Here is a 13,305-nt window from a genome sequence, read left to right as displayed (position 1 = left end):
GCTCCCGTCTGCTCCCTGCTGCCGGACTCTTGTTGGTCCGTAGCCCAGCTTAAGCGGCTCTCGCGTTGCTCGCGACCTGCTTTAGGCCGAAATCGTAGTTGAGATGAAAATACTCGGTGTCCACCATGCGACCATCCGGCGCACGGCCGGCGGGGCGGCGGACGAATTCCCGGATCAGGCTGTCCTTGACGCCGAACACCACGTCGCTGTCGAGATACTGGTCGCCCGCGACGAACACATGAGTCACGAGCTTTTCGAACCCCGGTGCCGAGATCATGAAGTGCACATGCGCCGGGCGCCAGGGATGGCGGCCCTGAGCCTCCAGCATCTCGCCGACCGGACCGTCATGCGGGATCGGGTAGGCCGCGGGCTTGATCGACCAGAAATGGAAGCGGCCGCTCGCGTCCGTGTGGAAGCGGGCGCGCATCGCGAGATCGCCGATGGCCTCGAGCTGCTGCACGTCGTAATAGCCGTCGTCATCGGAGTGCCAGACGTCGACCACGGCGCCCGCAAGCGGTTTTCCGTCGACGGTCGAGACCGAGCCGGTCACCAGCATCGGATCGCCTTCCATCGGGCCGGAGATGTCAGCGCCGCTGTCCTTCTCCGGTGCGGCCTGAACGAAGAACGGGCCGAGTACCGTGGTCTCGGTCGCGCCCTCCGGCACCGGATGGTTGATGGCGTCGACCAGCATGGAAACGCCGAGCGTGTCCGACAGCAGGATGAACTCCTGGCGCTTGTCGTCGCACATGTGCCCGGTGCGGGTCAGGAAGTCGATGCCGTACTCCCATTCCTTCTGGGTCGGCCGCACCTCGCGGACAAAGGCATGAAGGTGACGCACCAGGGCCTCGCTGATTTGCTTGATGCGCGGATCGGTCGCCCCCGCGATCCGCTCCAGCGCCGCGTCGGTGATCGTGTTCTCGTTGAAGTTACGCATGCGTGCCTCCGTTGATCACAGCTTCGGTTCGCCGAGGCCGGACAGCCGTTCGAGATGCTTGACGGTTGCGATGAAGTCGGTGTCGCCGTCGCCCTGCGCCACCAGCGAGCCATAGGTCTCGCGCACTTGCGCCGCGAGCTGAAGCGGCACGCCGACGGCGTGCCCGGCGCCGAGGATGAGATCGAGATCCTTGGCCATCTGCCTGCAGGAGAAGGTGGACTCGAAGTCGCGAGTCCGCAGCGGCGCTGTCTTGTACTTCACCATCGGCGAGGCAATCGCGCTGTCGTCGAGCACCTTCAGGATGTCCTGCCAGGCGATGCCGCCCTTGCGCGCCAGCGCCAGGCTCTCCGCCATCATCGCGGCCGACACCGCGATCATCAGGTTGACGGACAGTTTTGCGTAGCGGGCTTCCTCGGCCGGCCCCAGATAGGTCTGCGCGCGGGTAAAGGCTGCGAACAGCGGCTTTGCGTTCTCGAAGGCTTGCTTCGGCCCCGAGACGAAGCAGGTCAGCGCGCCGGTGTGGACGATGCTGGCATTGCCGGAGACCGGCGAACGGAGATAGGAAATGCCGCGCGCCTGCGCTGCGGCCGCAACTTCGGTCGAGGCCTCGACGCTGACGGTGCTGGTCTCGATCAAGCTGGCTTCGGGCGCCATCGCGGCGATGAGGCCGGAGGGGCCCAGCAACGCGCCGCGTAACGCTGCGTCATCGGGCAGGGACGTGACAACGGCCGGCTTGCCGCTCACGGCGGCGGCCGGCGAAGCGGCAACCGAAACGCCGAGTGTGCGCGCCTCGTCGAGCCGTGCAGCACTCCGATCGAAAGCAGTCACGGCATACCCGGCCTTGATGACGAGCGCCGACATCGGCAGACCCATCTTGCCGATTCCGATGAAAGCAACATTCCTGGAAGCGTCAGTCATTGTTCCTGTCCAATGGCGCTGCTAGGCAGCGCGTCCCTGTCGTTCGATGTCCTGCACCAGCCGCCGGCCGGATTGCGCCAGCAGCTCCTTCTTCGTCTCCAGTCCCTCGGCCAGCAACCGGCCGTTACGTTTCTTCCAGGCGCCGCCGATCATCACGGCCTCGATGTTGGCGAGACTCGTCTGCATCACGACGGTGGCGACGGGATCGTGCACCGGGACTAGATTGAGATCGGAGGCGTTGATGATGACGAGGTCGGCGAGCTTGCCCGGCGTCAGCGAGCCGATCTGCCTCTCGCGGCCGAGCATGCGCGCGCCCTCCGTCGTGATCCAGCGGAGCGCCTCGCGCGCGGGGATCGTCGTGGTTGGCGGAATGGTGCCGCTCACTTTGCGAGACTCCGCATTGTCGAGCGCCCGCTGCATCGAGAGTGCAACGCGGGCGGCGGAGAAGAGATCGCCTGCCAGCACCGATTCGAGATCGATGCCGATCGTCGGCCGCCCGCCGCGCTTCAGGAGGCGCCCGGTGATCGGGAAGCCGTGGCCCTGGATCATCTCGTTCTCAGGCGTCACCGAGAAGGACACGCCGAGATCGACCATCCGGTCCAGGAGTTCATCCGGCAGATCGTTGCCATGGACGATGTTGACGCCCGCGCCGACGAGGCCGGCCTCGATCAGCTTGTCCCAGCCGCCGGGCGTCTTGGCCGGACCGCCGCCCTGATGCATCGATGCAATCAGCTCGAATTCTCGCGCCAGGCGGAAATCGTGCATGGCGACTTCGAGCGTCGAATAATGCGGACCAAGGATCGCAAGACCGAGCGTGACGAGGCCGTCGCGGCCGGCGAGGGGACCTGCGAGCAGCCGCTCGACCTCACGGCGCGGATGCGGGATCTCCGAGAAATGCGGCTCGCCCGGCTTCGGCTCGGGCTTTGGGGAGCCGTGGAAGAAGGCGGCGCGGATGCCGCTCTCGATCAGGCCGCGCACGGCGGCATCGGTGTGATCAGGCGTCGGATTGTTGTGGCACCAGTCGACCAGCGTGGTGACGCCGTGGTTGATCTGGTTCAGCGCACCGACCAGCGTCGCGATATGGATGTCCTCGGGCCGGAACACGGTCGCGAGCCCGGCATGCATGCGGCGGAAATATTCGAGCAGCGTCCAGTTCGCGGCATAGCCGCGCAAGCCCGTCTGCCAGGTGTGCATGTGCGCGTTGATCAGGCCGGGGATGACGATGCGCCCGGCACCGTCGACAATTTCGGTCTCGCCGGCACCGCTGCCGAGGTCGATCGATGGGCGCACGTCGACGATCCGGCTGCCTTCGACCAGCACATCGCCGCTCGAAAGGTCGCCGATCGCGTCATCCATGCTGATGACGGTGGCCGATTTGATCAACGTACGCCGCATCGCGTTCACGCCGCCGCTTTGACGGTGCCCGGCCGCTCGCCGGCCCAGGCGCGTGCAATCAGGTCGCGGATGGCGTTTCGCTCGAGCGGACGCGGATTCCAGTAGGCATTGGTGACGGCGAGGTCGGCCGCCTTGTCGATGCCGCTTTCAGGCATGCCGATATCACGCAGCCCGACCTTCGCATCCAGCCGCTTCGCAAGCTCGAAAAGCCCCTGCGACGCGTCGGCAGCGCCGATCGCGCGCGAGATGCGCGCCATCGCGTCGGGCACCGCCGGTGCGTTGTAAGCCAGCGCATGCGGCAGCACGATGGTGTGGGTCTCGGCGTGCGGCAGGTCGAAGGTGCCGCCGAGCGTGTGGCAGAGCTTGTGATGCAGCGCCATGCCGACCGTGCCAAGGCAGACGCCGCACAGCCACGCGCCGTAAAGAGCTTCGGTGCGTGCCTCGCGGTCGTTGGCCTTGGTGGCGATCGCGGGCAGGGCGCGTGCCAGCGCGCGGATGCCTTCTTCCGCCATCAGCGATGTCACGGGGTTGGCGTCGCGGGCATAGAGCGCCTCGACCGCATGGGCGATCGCATTGATGCCGGAGGTTGCGGCGAGGCTCGCCGGCAGCGTCAGGGTCAGATCGACATCGTAGATCACCGTCTCCGGCAGCACGGCCGCATCGCGGACCGTGGTTTTCAGGCCATTTTCGGTCTGCCCGACGATCGGTGTCATCTCGGAGCCGGCATAGGTAGTGGGGATGCAGAGCTGGTTGACGCCGGTGCGCAAGGCCAGCGCCTTGCCGAGACCGGTGGTCGAGCCGCCGCCGAGCGAAACGACGCAGTCGGCCTCGCACGCTTTCAGCGCCGCGAGCGCGCGTTCCGTGACTTCGACCGGCGTGTGCATGGTGGCGCCGGAAAACAGGCCGGCGTAGAGCGGGCCGAGCGCGGCGCCCAAGCTCTTGCCTTGCGCCTCCTGCTGCGGCGTCGTCAGCACCAGCGCGCGTTTGCCGCCGAACCGCTCGACCTCGGCCTTGGCGGAAGCCAGCGTTCCGCTGCCGAACACGACGCGGCAGGGCAGGTTTTCGTAGGTGAACGAGCCGATCATGCGCCGGTCTCTTTGATGGGATAATCGACCTGGAAGCGTCCGATCCGCAAGTCGCCCAGCGCCTCGCGGACGCGCAGATGTTCCGGATGGTTGGCGTAGGCGGCAAGCGCCGCCTGATCGGTGAATTCGGAGAACAGGACGACGTCGCAGGCGTAGTCGACAGCGCTGACGTCGAGGCCGACCTCGATATGGGTGAGGCCGTCGATCCGGCCCTTGAGGCCCTCGAACAGCGTCTTGACCTTGACCCGCGCGGCGGAGCGCTCCTCGGGGGTGTCCCCGCGCAGCCGCCACATCACGATGTGCCTGATCGGGCCCGACATTTCCCAGTTTCCTCGCCTGCGATAGTGCTTTGTTGGCGCCATTTTGCCTTGCAGAAATCGGAAATAAAGGTCAAAATTTGTAAGTCTCTTTTCCTGTTTGTGAAAAAATGGACCGGCTTCTCCAACTCGAGGTCTTCTCCAAAACCGCTGAACTCGGCAGCCTGTCCAAAGCTGCCGAAGCGCTGCGGATGTCGAACGCGGCTGTCAGCCGTCATCTCAGCGCGCTGGAGGAGCGGCTTGCGGTCCGGCTGATCGAGCGCAACACGCGCCGGCAATGGCTGACCGAGGCAGGACAGGAGCTGCTGCAGCGCTGCGGCACGCTCTTGAACGAATTGGCTGAGGCTGAGGATGCCGTCTCCGACCGCGCGCTGTCGCCCAAGGGCATGCTGCGCGTGACGAGCTCGTTGTCGTTCGCGATGATCTATCTCGCGCCGATGCTGCCCGCCTTCCGCGCGCTCTATCCCAATCTCAGCGTGCAGATCATCAGCGCAAACCGGTATCCCGACTTCATCGAAGCTGGCATTGACGTCGCGATCCGCACGCGGGAGCACGAACCGGACTCCAACATCATCGTCCGCCGGATCGGCCAGATGCACCGCGTGCTGGCTGCGGCGCCCTCCTACCTGGAGAAGCACGGCTGGCCGGAGCATCCCGCCGATCTCGCCCGCCACAATATGCTGATCTACAACCTCGCCAACGATCCCTATTCGCTGCGGCTGAGCCAGGGCAGCACGACGCAGACCATCCGCATCGCGCCGACGCTCGACAGCAATGACGGCCAGATCATCTGTGGCGCAGCGCGTGCAGGGCTGGGCATCCTGATCCAGCCGCTCTATATCGTGCAGGGTGATATCGCGGCCGGCCGGCTGGTGCCGGTCCTGATGGGCTGGGAGCTGCCTCTGCTCACCATGAACATCGCCTATCAGAACCGCGTCAGGCTGCCCGCGAAGATCAGGGTGTTCTCGGACTTCCTGGTCAGCCACATCCGCGAGCATTCCCAGCCCGGCATCTGGATCGAAGCGGCGAAATGAACGCCCGCCTGAGAATTCCGATCGCCGTGAGCGGGTCGGCGCGCGAAACGCAGATCAAGCAGCGGAACTCGGGTTGGTTCGTGCAGACGAGACGGTCGACGGAAATTGACTCGCGAATGCAGGCGTCTTGGGTTGGACGCGCGATCCGTCGATCAGCTCGAGCCGGCCGCAGCGGTTCAAGGTATGCAATTTCCTGCCGGGCCATAGCGGTCCGGGCTTCAGAGAGTGGCGGACGATCTGCTTGAACGCCGTCGGCGACAGTTCGACCACCTCCGCCAGGGCGAGCGCCGCGCCGTATCCGTCGGCACAATCCTGGACCGGTCGCCACAATTTGTCATTGAGGGTGACGAAATTCCCCGCCGGCCGCGTGCTTGCGCGGTCGATCAAGACCGGATTGCTGGCGTGGGGCAACCAGGGTCCCAAGAGGCGGTCGGCGTAGTAGATCGCCAGCGAATCCGAATAGCCACCCGTGCCGTCGCGCCAGGCGCCAAATAGATAGTGCAGGCCGTTGTGCCGCGTGATCGTGGCGTCGGCCAGCTCGAAGCCGGAAAGGAGCGTCGCATATCGCGCCCATTTGTCCGGAAACCGAACGCATTTGTAGAGGGCGACGTCCCCGCGCGTCGAGCTCTCCGGGATCATCCACAGCTCGCCATCGTCTTCGATCAGAAACGGATAGGAGAGGTGCCAGGGCTCCTCCAGCACCGGCATCACCTCGCCGACCGGCCCCGCGTCACTGAACTCGATCGCCGAAATGATGCCTTTTCCGACGCGGTGATCGAGATCCTCAAAGAAGACGAATGTGCGTCCCTGCCACGTGATCGGAAAGGGATCGGCGTAGAAGTGGTTTCCAGGATCTCCCAGAACGTTCCAGCTGGGGCCGGATAGATCTCCGGTCTGCCAGACGCCCCCGCCGTCATTGAAGCGCCATCCGATATGCCAATGCGGGGCATAGCAGCAGAGGCGATAGATCTCCTTGGCGATCGAAACGGCAAGGCCGCGAGCGACATAGCCGACGGGTTCGCGGCGCAAGCCATTCCCGGCGGGGCGCGCCAGTTGCGGCACAATTCGCGGCCTTCCCGACAGGACCGCCGCCACCATGGTCAGGGTTCGCGCCATGACGGTTTCGAGCGCGCCGCTGAGGCCCGCGGCAATTTCTCCGGATGGATGGCCGCGGTCGAGGACCGAACCGTCGACCTCGTTGACGATGTCGATCACGGGCAGGTCGCCGGCGAGAATGGCGGCGAGGGCGGCATTTTCGCCCGCAGCTCCGTTGAACAGCGGACGCAGATACAGCCGGGCAGAGCAGTCCGGATCCCGCGCGGCGCCCGTAAAATCGACGATCATATCGGCGGTGCCGCCGCAGGCCTGCGCCCCTTCCGGAACGATCTTCAGCCTGTCTGCGCCGCCATGTTTGCCTTTGCGCAGCACCACGCGTTCGAGCTCGAACAGGGCGTCGAGACCTGCGGGCCGCGGCTCCGCCGTTGGCGCCCATACGATTCGCACTGGCACGTCCCGGCCGTCGATCGACAGCGTCTCGCGCGCCATCCACTGCCGCGCGTAGTCGCGTTCACAGCGAAACTCGATGATCATGTCGAGCCAATCTGTTTCAACGGATCATGTCAAATGACCTGCTCGAGAATACGAACGTATTCGTCAACCATCGCATCTACCGAATAGCGCAATCTCAGGCCTTTGGCGTTTTGTCGCAGTTCGTCGCTCAGGTGCTTGTCCGTCAACAGCGTGGAGACGGCTGCGGAGAGCTTCGCATGATCGGAGGCATCGACGAAAAGCGCAGTCGGTCTTCCTTCGTAGGACAACACTTCGCGCAGGACGGGAAGATCCGTCACGACCGAGGGAACACCGGCGTTCGCAGCCTCGACAGCGGCCAGACCGAAGGTTTCGGCCTGTGTCGGAAAGACGAACACGTCCAGGCAGGCCAGGAAGTCCGCCATCCGGCTGGGAGGAATCTCCCCGAGCCAATGCAGTCGGTCCGAGACGTTCAAGTCGTTCGCGAGCTGTCTCAGTCGGGCCTCGTCGGCGCCCTGGCCGGCGAGGGCGAGGCGCCAGGATGGCTGATCCGGCAACAGACGTATCGCCAAATCGAGCCGCTTGTGCGGATGCAGCCTTGCTGCGCAGCCAAGCAGGACGCAGTCCGGCGGCAGGTTGAACCTATGTCGTGCAGCCTCCTTCGACAGCGTTAGGGCCTTGTCGTCGAAGCCGTGAGGCACATGCACCATGCGCGAGCGGTAGGCCGCGGGGTAGCGCGAATATTCGCGCTGCATGTCCTTCGAATTGAGCGTGATGCAGTCGAAGAAGCCGAGGCTGCCCATGACGATGTCGGCGGTTCGGACCGGCCAACTCATCGACATTGCGGATGAAACCTGATTTGCGACAACCGGTGCACGGCTGACGAGGCGCGTCACGCCACCGCCGATGACATTGCCGAAATGTTGGAAAGTCAGGACGGCGTCGGGCCTCGTGGCCCTTATATGGCGGCCGAGCGTCCGCAGCATCCGCAGCAGCGCTACCGGATTGCCCGGCCGGCTCGGCGCGCAGTAGAGCGTATCCGGCGGCTCATCGAAAGAGTCCGATTTGCGGAAGAAGAATAGATTGGTGACCCGGTAGCCGCGAGCGGTGAGCCCGGCGCCGAGAAGCCGCGAGATTTCCTGCGCACCGGCGTTCTCGGCCTGGGTTTGCGCGAGAAGCACGTGCAGTTTCGGCCCGCCGTTGTCCGGCCGCGCCAAAGCCATCGCGCTCGTCTCGCCCAATTCCTTGTTCGGCTGATAGTGGAGCACGGACCCCGACCCGCTAAAGAAACGAAATCTTCACCTTCTTAACTCCGTACCTATCATGCGGGTATCGCCCGGACATCGGCTAGCAACAAACGGAGTTAATGCGAGGCCTTTGCAACGACATCATTCGCGCGGTATTTCCGCTGTTTCCCCGACGGTGCGCGGCGAGTGCGTTAACCAATCCGTCTTGCACGCTGCCGGCGCGTGACTGCGGATTCCTCGAGCAGCGGCCTGATGACATCTAGTCGCTCGAGTCCGCGCCGCGAACTGCAAAGTTGCCGCGCCTCGAAGCAGAGAAGCGCAAGAGCACGAGGACCGAAGGATCCACCCCGGATCGCCGGCGGCAGAGGATATTCAGGGCAATGGTCGCGAGCGCGAGCGACACCGTCGCCGAAATCGCCGCGCCAAGCACGCCGAGCCAGGGAATGAGGACGATAAACCCCACGAGCCGCAGCGCGACGTTGGCCGCAACGACCGGCACATAGATTCGTTCATGGCCGGTCAGCTGCAGGATCGCGGCAGACGGGCCGCCTGCCGCCTGGATGGCGGTTCCGATCGCGAGCACGATCAAGACCGAGTGCTGTGCGGTGAAATGAGGTCCGAACAGGTTGAGGAGATAGGGACCGCCGATCCAGATGGTGACGAGTCCGGCGATCACGCAAAGTGCGGTCACTTCCGCCATCAACCGCAACGTCCGCTCGAACTCCCGGTGGTTTTTGCTGAAATACAGCGACGGAAGCCGGCGCGCGCCGAAAGTGTACAGCGCTGCGGACAGCATGGCGAAGATGTTGGCAAGGCGCGAGGCGGCAAAGTAGATTCCGGCGGTCGTCGGGTCCAGCATCCAGTAGACCAGAATGACGTCGAAATACTGGTTGGCGGCTTCAAGGATGGATGCGAGCCAGAAGTGAAGGGCGCTCGATCGCCAGCGGGACGTCTCGGTGCGTGCCGGCGTACCGCGCAAATCCGGCAGCACTCGCGCGATCGAAATGATCTGCGCAATCAGGCCCACCGACATGGCCATCGTCATCACCGCGATCAACTCGGTGGGATCGAGTTGCCGATGGCTGAGCAGCATGGCGAGCAGGAACAGGACGACGATGACTCGCCAGAAGAACTCGCGATTTCCTTCGCCCATGAGAATGCTGACCAGCGAGCGAGCGATCTGGCTCCCCAGCATCACTGCGGCGTTGACGGCCGTGTAGGCCGACACCACGAGGATCAGCAGCCACCAGTCGCCTCTCATGCTTGCCACGATGGCGATCCCGGCGATCACGATCAGCATTGCGACCGAAGCGATCTTGAAGCTCGACAGGAGGACGCCTTTGGTGAGGTCCGGCCTCTCACTGACCTGATACTCGTTGAGGAATCGCACCAGCAGGGATTCCTGGCCGACCAGTCCCAGGACGGCTGCGATCTGGGCGACGGAGAGCCAGGTCGCAAAGATGCCGAAGCCATCGGGCGACATCGTTCGTGCCGCCAGCGAGAACAATGCAAACGCGAGCACGCCGCTGCCAACCTTGAGGAGGATGGTCCCGGCAACACCGCGCGTGACATCGCGCCGCATGAACTGGAGGATGACTTCGATCATGGAGGGTTAAGGGGCTGCGTTCCCCTGAAGAGACGTGTTCCGATACCGGCGACAACCTAGCATGCTGCAACGGCGCGAGTGTTAATGGACGAGATGCAGGATCTCGCCGGCCGCGACGATATCGCGGCTACGTCGGCTGCTTCACTCTGGAACATCGGCGTCCTCATTGTCCCGGTTGGTGCAAAGTTCAGCTCGACCGACTGACGGCCTAGCGCCGCATCGACGACCGAAGAAGGCGAGATCGGCGGTTCGAGTGCGGAATGGCGCGGGATCGGTCGCCGGGATGTCGGAACCCGGAATCTACGGAGCATCTCGAGCAAGACGCGTGCCGGAACGGCGGCAGCGCGCCCGCCGCTTCCGGTCATTAACCTCAATCTTCGGAAATGATCGCACTTGGCTCTGCGATGCGACATCAGGCGGGAGAGTTGCACTGGAACCTCCGTGAACCTGGAGCCGAAGCCATGACGACGGATGGAGCCGTGACCGAGCCGATTGATGAGGGCGAGACGGCAACGATCGTCTCCGACATCGCCGTTGTCGGCGGCGGCCTTGCGGGATCGCTGGCGGCGGCCGTGCTGGCGCGGGCGGGGCATCGCGTTGCTCTCGTCGACAAGCGCGCGATCTATCCGGACGAATTCCGGGTCGAAAAGATCGGCGGCCATCAGCTGGAGTTGTTTCGCAAGCTGGGCTTTCTCAACGCGCTCGAGGACGTCGCTTGCCGATATGACCAGGTGCTCAACATCCGGGAGGGCAAAGTGGTCGATGTCAGCGTCGGCCAGGCTTACGGATTCCCCTATGCCGATCTTGTCGCCATGGCGCGTCGCCAGATCCCCGATCGATCCCACCTGATCGTCGACGAGGTCACGGCGATCAGCAACAACGACGATGTCCAGCATCTCGAACTGGCCTCCGGACGGCGCGTCACCGCGCGCCTCGTTGTTCTGGCTACGGGCATGGCGGGAGTCCTGGGTTACAAGCTCGGCATCAGACGGCGCGTGCTGGCCGAGCGCCATTCGGTTTCATTCGGATTCACGATCGCCCGCCAGGACGGTACCCCGTTCGATTTCGAGGCGCTGACCTGCTATGGCGAACGCACGGCGGATGGCATCGACTATCTCAGCCTGTTTCCCGTCCGTGCCGGCATGCGGGCCAATCTCTTCATGTTCCGCGATCCGACCGACCCGATCATGCGCGAGTTGCGTCGCGAGCCGGAGGCGACGGTCTTGCGCCTGCTGCCGGGATTGCGGGACTACCTCGGCGATTTCCGCGTGATTGACCGGGTCCGGAACTGGGTGATGGATCTGACTGTCGTCGAGGGGCATCTCCAGCCCGGCGTGGTGCTCATCGGCGATGCGTTCCAGACCAACTGCCCCGCTGCCGGCACGGGCGTCGCCCGCCTGCTGGTGGACGTCGACCGTCTTTGCACCGAATACGCGCCGCGGTGGCTCATGACCCCAGGCATGGGCCGAGAGAAGATCTCGCAGTTCTATTCCGATCGCGACAAGATCGCGGCGGACCAGCAGTCGCTGAAGATGGCGCGCTTCCGCGAGGCCCTGACGTCCCGCAACGACATCGGCTGGGATGTACGACGACGGTTGCACTTCCTGCGGCGCAGTCTGACACATCGCGTCGATCAGATGCACCCGGGTTGGCTCGGGCGTGTCCGCGGCGCGTTGCGCGCCTGAGTTTTGCTCCTCCTTCGCGTGCCGTCGGTCAGCGCGTGGGAGTTGGGGTGCGCGCGGGCTGGAGTCTCAAATCCGATAGCCGCTTGGCCGCCAGCTTGAGCCAGGGAGCCTGCTTCAGCGCGAAGAGGGCGATGGCGCCTGCGGTGCTGCCGGCCTGCGTGACCGCCCACATCGGCGAAGGCTGCCCGCCGAACAATTTCTTGTATGGCTCGTCGCCAATGGTGAAATCGAGCGTCCGATCTCCGCGCTCGATACAGTCCCGCGCCACCTGCTCGAACATCAGCGCGCCAAGGGACTGGCTCTTGTAACCGGCGATGTCGAAGGCGCTCATGATGATGAGGAAGCTGCCCTGGTGGCACAGTCCGAGCACGGCGGCGATCACCTCGCCGTCCATCTTCATGGCATAGAGGCGGACAAAGGAGTCCAGGCCGCGAAGCGCGACGGCGGAATAGAAGCCGTAATATTCGGGGCGCTGCAGCAGGTCTCCGTCGCCCTGTGCGTGAAAGCGCGGCCCCCGGAACTTCCTCATGACGTCCAGCGCCTCGAGCACGGACGCGCTGTCGCCGCAGCACGAGAAGCTCAGCGCGCCCTTCTTCTCGAGCTGACGACGTTTCTTTGCGAGCTCCTTCTGATAGGAGCGATCGAGCGTGCTGGCCCGCCATTGCTCGAACGGCGCGACGAGAACCGTCGCGTAGGCATTGGTGTCCATCGCTACGCGGCGGGACGCAGCCAGGAGGTCTTCGATCGGAAGCCGTCCGTCGGGCAGCTTGACCATTCGGAGCAGATCGAAAGGACGGACAAGGCGCCGAATCTGCGCGCACGCAGCCGCGTCGTCGAGCAATTGCGAGAACACATTCGGGCTGCAAACCGGCGCCAGGTAGTCGGAAACGCGGAGGTCGGCGAACTCGACGGTTCGTATCGGACCGCGCCGGATCCGGAGCAGGGGCAGCACCATCGCGAGGGCCCCCGTCGCGCGGTGGCGGACCACGACGACCAGAGGAGTTGCGCCCGTTTCCGGCGCGAGCCTGGTGTAGAGGCTATGCAGCCAGACCGGATGCTGGAACGCAGTGGCGGCCGAGCGATCAAACAGCTCTGCATATTCCGGAGACAGAAAGTCGAACGACTGCTCGATGACGATGTCGAACGTATTGCTAAGCTTGTTCATGAGCAATCAATGAAACCAGGTCGATTTCGCGAGCGTCGATCGCGCCTGGCCGGGCTTATAGCAAGGTCGTTACGGGGCAGACACCGGCAGCGTGCGATTTGCATTAATGCGTTCAGCGACGTTCGTATCGTTACCAAATTCTTAAAATGCCGGAGGTGCATGGACCCAGGGCTGAGGATGAGATCGTGCGCGGCCGGCTCGATGCCAGATGATGCTCAGCCGGCCGGAATTCACACCCGGCGAATTCGGGCGCCGGCAGAGATGCCTGTCGCTCGTGGCGGGAAGTGCCGACGACTTGGCTTGGCACGGATCCATCGGCAGGTTCGACCGCGCAACCTTCGATAGCGCACGACAGGCCCGAAAGCAGGACTTCGGGCGTGCCGTCATGTCTA

11 protein-coding genes are annotated in these 13,305 nt (G+C 64.3%); 2 read left to right on the top strand and 9 right to left on the bottom strand.

Annotated features, from left to right (window positions below; translation table 11 throughout):
- Positions 1 to 49 precede the first annotated feature (49 nt).
- From ACM42_RS00850 to ACM42_RS00830, 5 genes are read right to left on the bottom strand one after another with little or no spacing between them, the layout of a single operon-like run.
- The gene (locus ACM42_RS00850) at positions 50 to 934 is read right to left on the bottom strand and encodes an intradiol ring-cleavage dioxygenase (protein ID WP_271526236.1); all 885 of its coding nucleotides are present in this window, start codon (positions 932 to 934) and stop codon (positions 50 to 52) included.
- A gap of 15 nt (positions 935 to 949) precedes the next feature.
- Entirely contained in the window at positions 950 to 1,852 is a 903-nt protein-coding gene (locus ACM42_RS00845; protein WP_271526235.1) for an NAD(P)-dependent oxidoreductase, read from the bottom strand.
- 21 nt (positions 1,853 to 1,873) lie between these two features.
- Positions 1,874 to 3,247, bottom strand: coding sequence for an amidohydrolase family protein (locus ACM42_RS00840; protein ID WP_271526234.1), 1,374 nt, complete (start codon positions 3,245 to 3,247; stop codon positions 1,874 to 1,876).
- A 5-nt stretch (positions 3,248 to 3,252) separates the two neighbouring features.
- Positions 3,253 to 4,332, bottom strand: a complete 1,080-nt coding sequence (locus ACM42_RS00835; protein ID WP_271526233.1) for a maleylacetate reductase — start codon at positions 4,330 to 4,332, stop codon at positions 3,253 to 3,255.
- Positions 4,329 to 4,652 (bottom strand): Dabb family protein, encoded by a 324-nt coding sequence (locus ACM42_RS00830; RefSeq protein WP_028176754.1) that lies wholly within the window; start codon positions 4,650 to 4,652, stop codon positions 4,329 to 4,331. The genes ACM42_RS00835 and ACM42_RS00830 overlap by 4 nt, the downstream gene beginning before the upstream one ends.
- A 107-nt stretch (positions 4,653 to 4,759) precedes the next feature.
- Between ACM42_RS00830 and ACM42_RS00825 the strand changes: the two genes are divergently transcribed.
- The gene (locus ACM42_RS00825; protein WP_271526232.1) at positions 4,760 to 5,683 is read left to right on the top strand and encodes a LysR family transcriptional regulator; all 924 of its coding nucleotides are present in this window, start codon (positions 4,760 to 4,762) and stop codon (positions 5,681 to 5,683) included.
- A gap of 54 nt (positions 5,684 to 5,737) precedes the next feature.
- On the opposite strand, the gene ACM42_RS00820 is transcribed toward ACM42_RS00825, so the two are convergent.
- From ACM42_RS00820 to ACM42_RS00810, 3 genes are all read right to left on the bottom strand, one after another.
- Positions 5,738 to 7,273 (bottom strand): glucosamine inositolphosphorylceramide transferase family protein, encoded by a 1,536-nt coding sequence (locus ACM42_RS00820; protein WP_271526231.1) that lies wholly within the window; start codon positions 7,271 to 7,273, stop codon positions 5,738 to 5,740.
- A gap of 29 nt (positions 7,274 to 7,302) precedes the next feature.
- Positions 7,303 to 8,478 carry a glycosyltransferase family 4 protein gene (locus tag ACM42_RS00815; RefSeq protein ID WP_271526230.1) on the bottom strand — a complete coding sequence of 392 codons (1,176 nt, stop codon included), beginning with the start codon at positions 8,476 to 8,478 and terminating at the stop codon, positions 7,303 to 7,305.
- A 238-nt stretch (positions 8,479 to 8,716) separates the two neighbouring features.
- Complete coding sequence (locus tag ACM42_RS00810; protein ID WP_271526229.1) at positions 8,717 to 10,063, bottom strand: lipopolysaccharide biosynthesis protein; 1,347 nt, start codon at positions 10,061 to 10,063, stop codon at positions 8,717 to 8,719.
- A gap of 461 nt (positions 10,064 to 10,524) precedes the next feature.
- Between ACM42_RS00810 and ACM42_RS00805 the strand changes: the two genes are divergently transcribed.
- Positions 10,525 to 11,748, top strand: coding sequence for an FAD-dependent oxidoreductase (locus tag ACM42_RS00805; RefSeq protein ID WP_271526228.1), 1,224 nt, complete (start codon positions 10,525 to 10,527; stop codon positions 11,746 to 11,748).
- 28 nt (positions 11,749 to 11,776) lie between these two features.
- On the opposite strand, the gene ACM42_RS00800 is transcribed toward ACM42_RS00805, so the two are convergent.
- Complete coding sequence (locus ACM42_RS00800; protein WP_271526227.1) at positions 11,777 to 12,913, bottom strand: GNAT family N-acetyltransferase; 1,137 nt, start codon at positions 12,911 to 12,913, stop codon at positions 11,777 to 11,779.
- Between the last annotated feature and the right edge of the window lie 392 nt (positions 12,914 to 13,305).

This window comes from Bradyrhizobium sp. CCBAU 25338 (assembly GCF_028128965.1).
Taxonomy (GTDB): Bacteria; Pseudomonadota; Alphaproteobacteria; order Rhizobiales; family Xanthobacteraceae; genus Bradyrhizobium; species Bradyrhizobium liaoningense.
This window is presented reverse-complemented; position numbering and strand designations above follow the sequence as displayed.

What these genes read in the sequence shown, in the direction of transcription:
- ACM42_RS00845 (WP_271526235.1), bottom strand. Translation starts at nt 1,852, where the DNA reads ATGACTGACGCTTCCAGGAATGTTGCTTTCATCGGAATCGGCAAGATG.
- ACM42_RS00820 (WP_271526231.1), bottom strand. Translation starts at nt 7,273, where the DNA reads ATGATCATCGAGTTTCGCTGTGAACGCGACTACGCGCGGCAGTGGATG.
- ACM42_RS00805 (WP_271526228.1), top strand. Translation starts at nt 10,525, where the DNA reads ATGACGACGGATGGAGCCGTGACCGAGCCGATTGATGAGGGCGAGACG.
- ACM42_RS00850 (WP_271526236.1), bottom strand. Translation starts at nt 934, where the DNA reads ATGCGTAACTTCAACGAGAACACGATCACCGACGCGGCGCTGGAGCGG.
- ACM42_RS00825 (WP_271526232.1), top strand. Translation starts at nt 4,760, where the DNA reads ATGGACCGGCTTCTCCAACTCGAGGTCTTCTCCAAAACCGCTGAACTC.
- ACM42_RS00840 (WP_271526234.1), bottom strand. Translation starts at nt 3,247, where the DNA reads ATGCGGCGTACGTTGATCAAATCGGCCACCGTCATCAGCATGGATGAC.
- ACM42_RS00830 (WP_028176754.1), bottom strand. Translation starts at nt 4,652, where the DNA reads ATGTCGGGCCCGATCAGGCACATCGTGATGTGGCGGCTGCGCGGGGAC.
- ACM42_RS00835 (WP_271526233.1), bottom strand. Translation starts at nt 4,332, where the DNA reads ATGATCGGCTCGTTCACCTACGAAAACCTGCCCTGCCGCGTCGTGTTC.
- ACM42_RS00810 (WP_271526229.1), bottom strand. Translation starts at nt 10,063, where the DNA reads ATGATCGAAGTCATCCTCCAGTTCATGCGGCGCGATGTCACGCGCGGT.
- ACM42_RS00800 (WP_271526227.1), bottom strand. Translation starts at nt 12,913, where the DNA reads ATGAACAAGCTTAGCAATACGTTCGACATCGTCATCGAGCAGTCGTTC.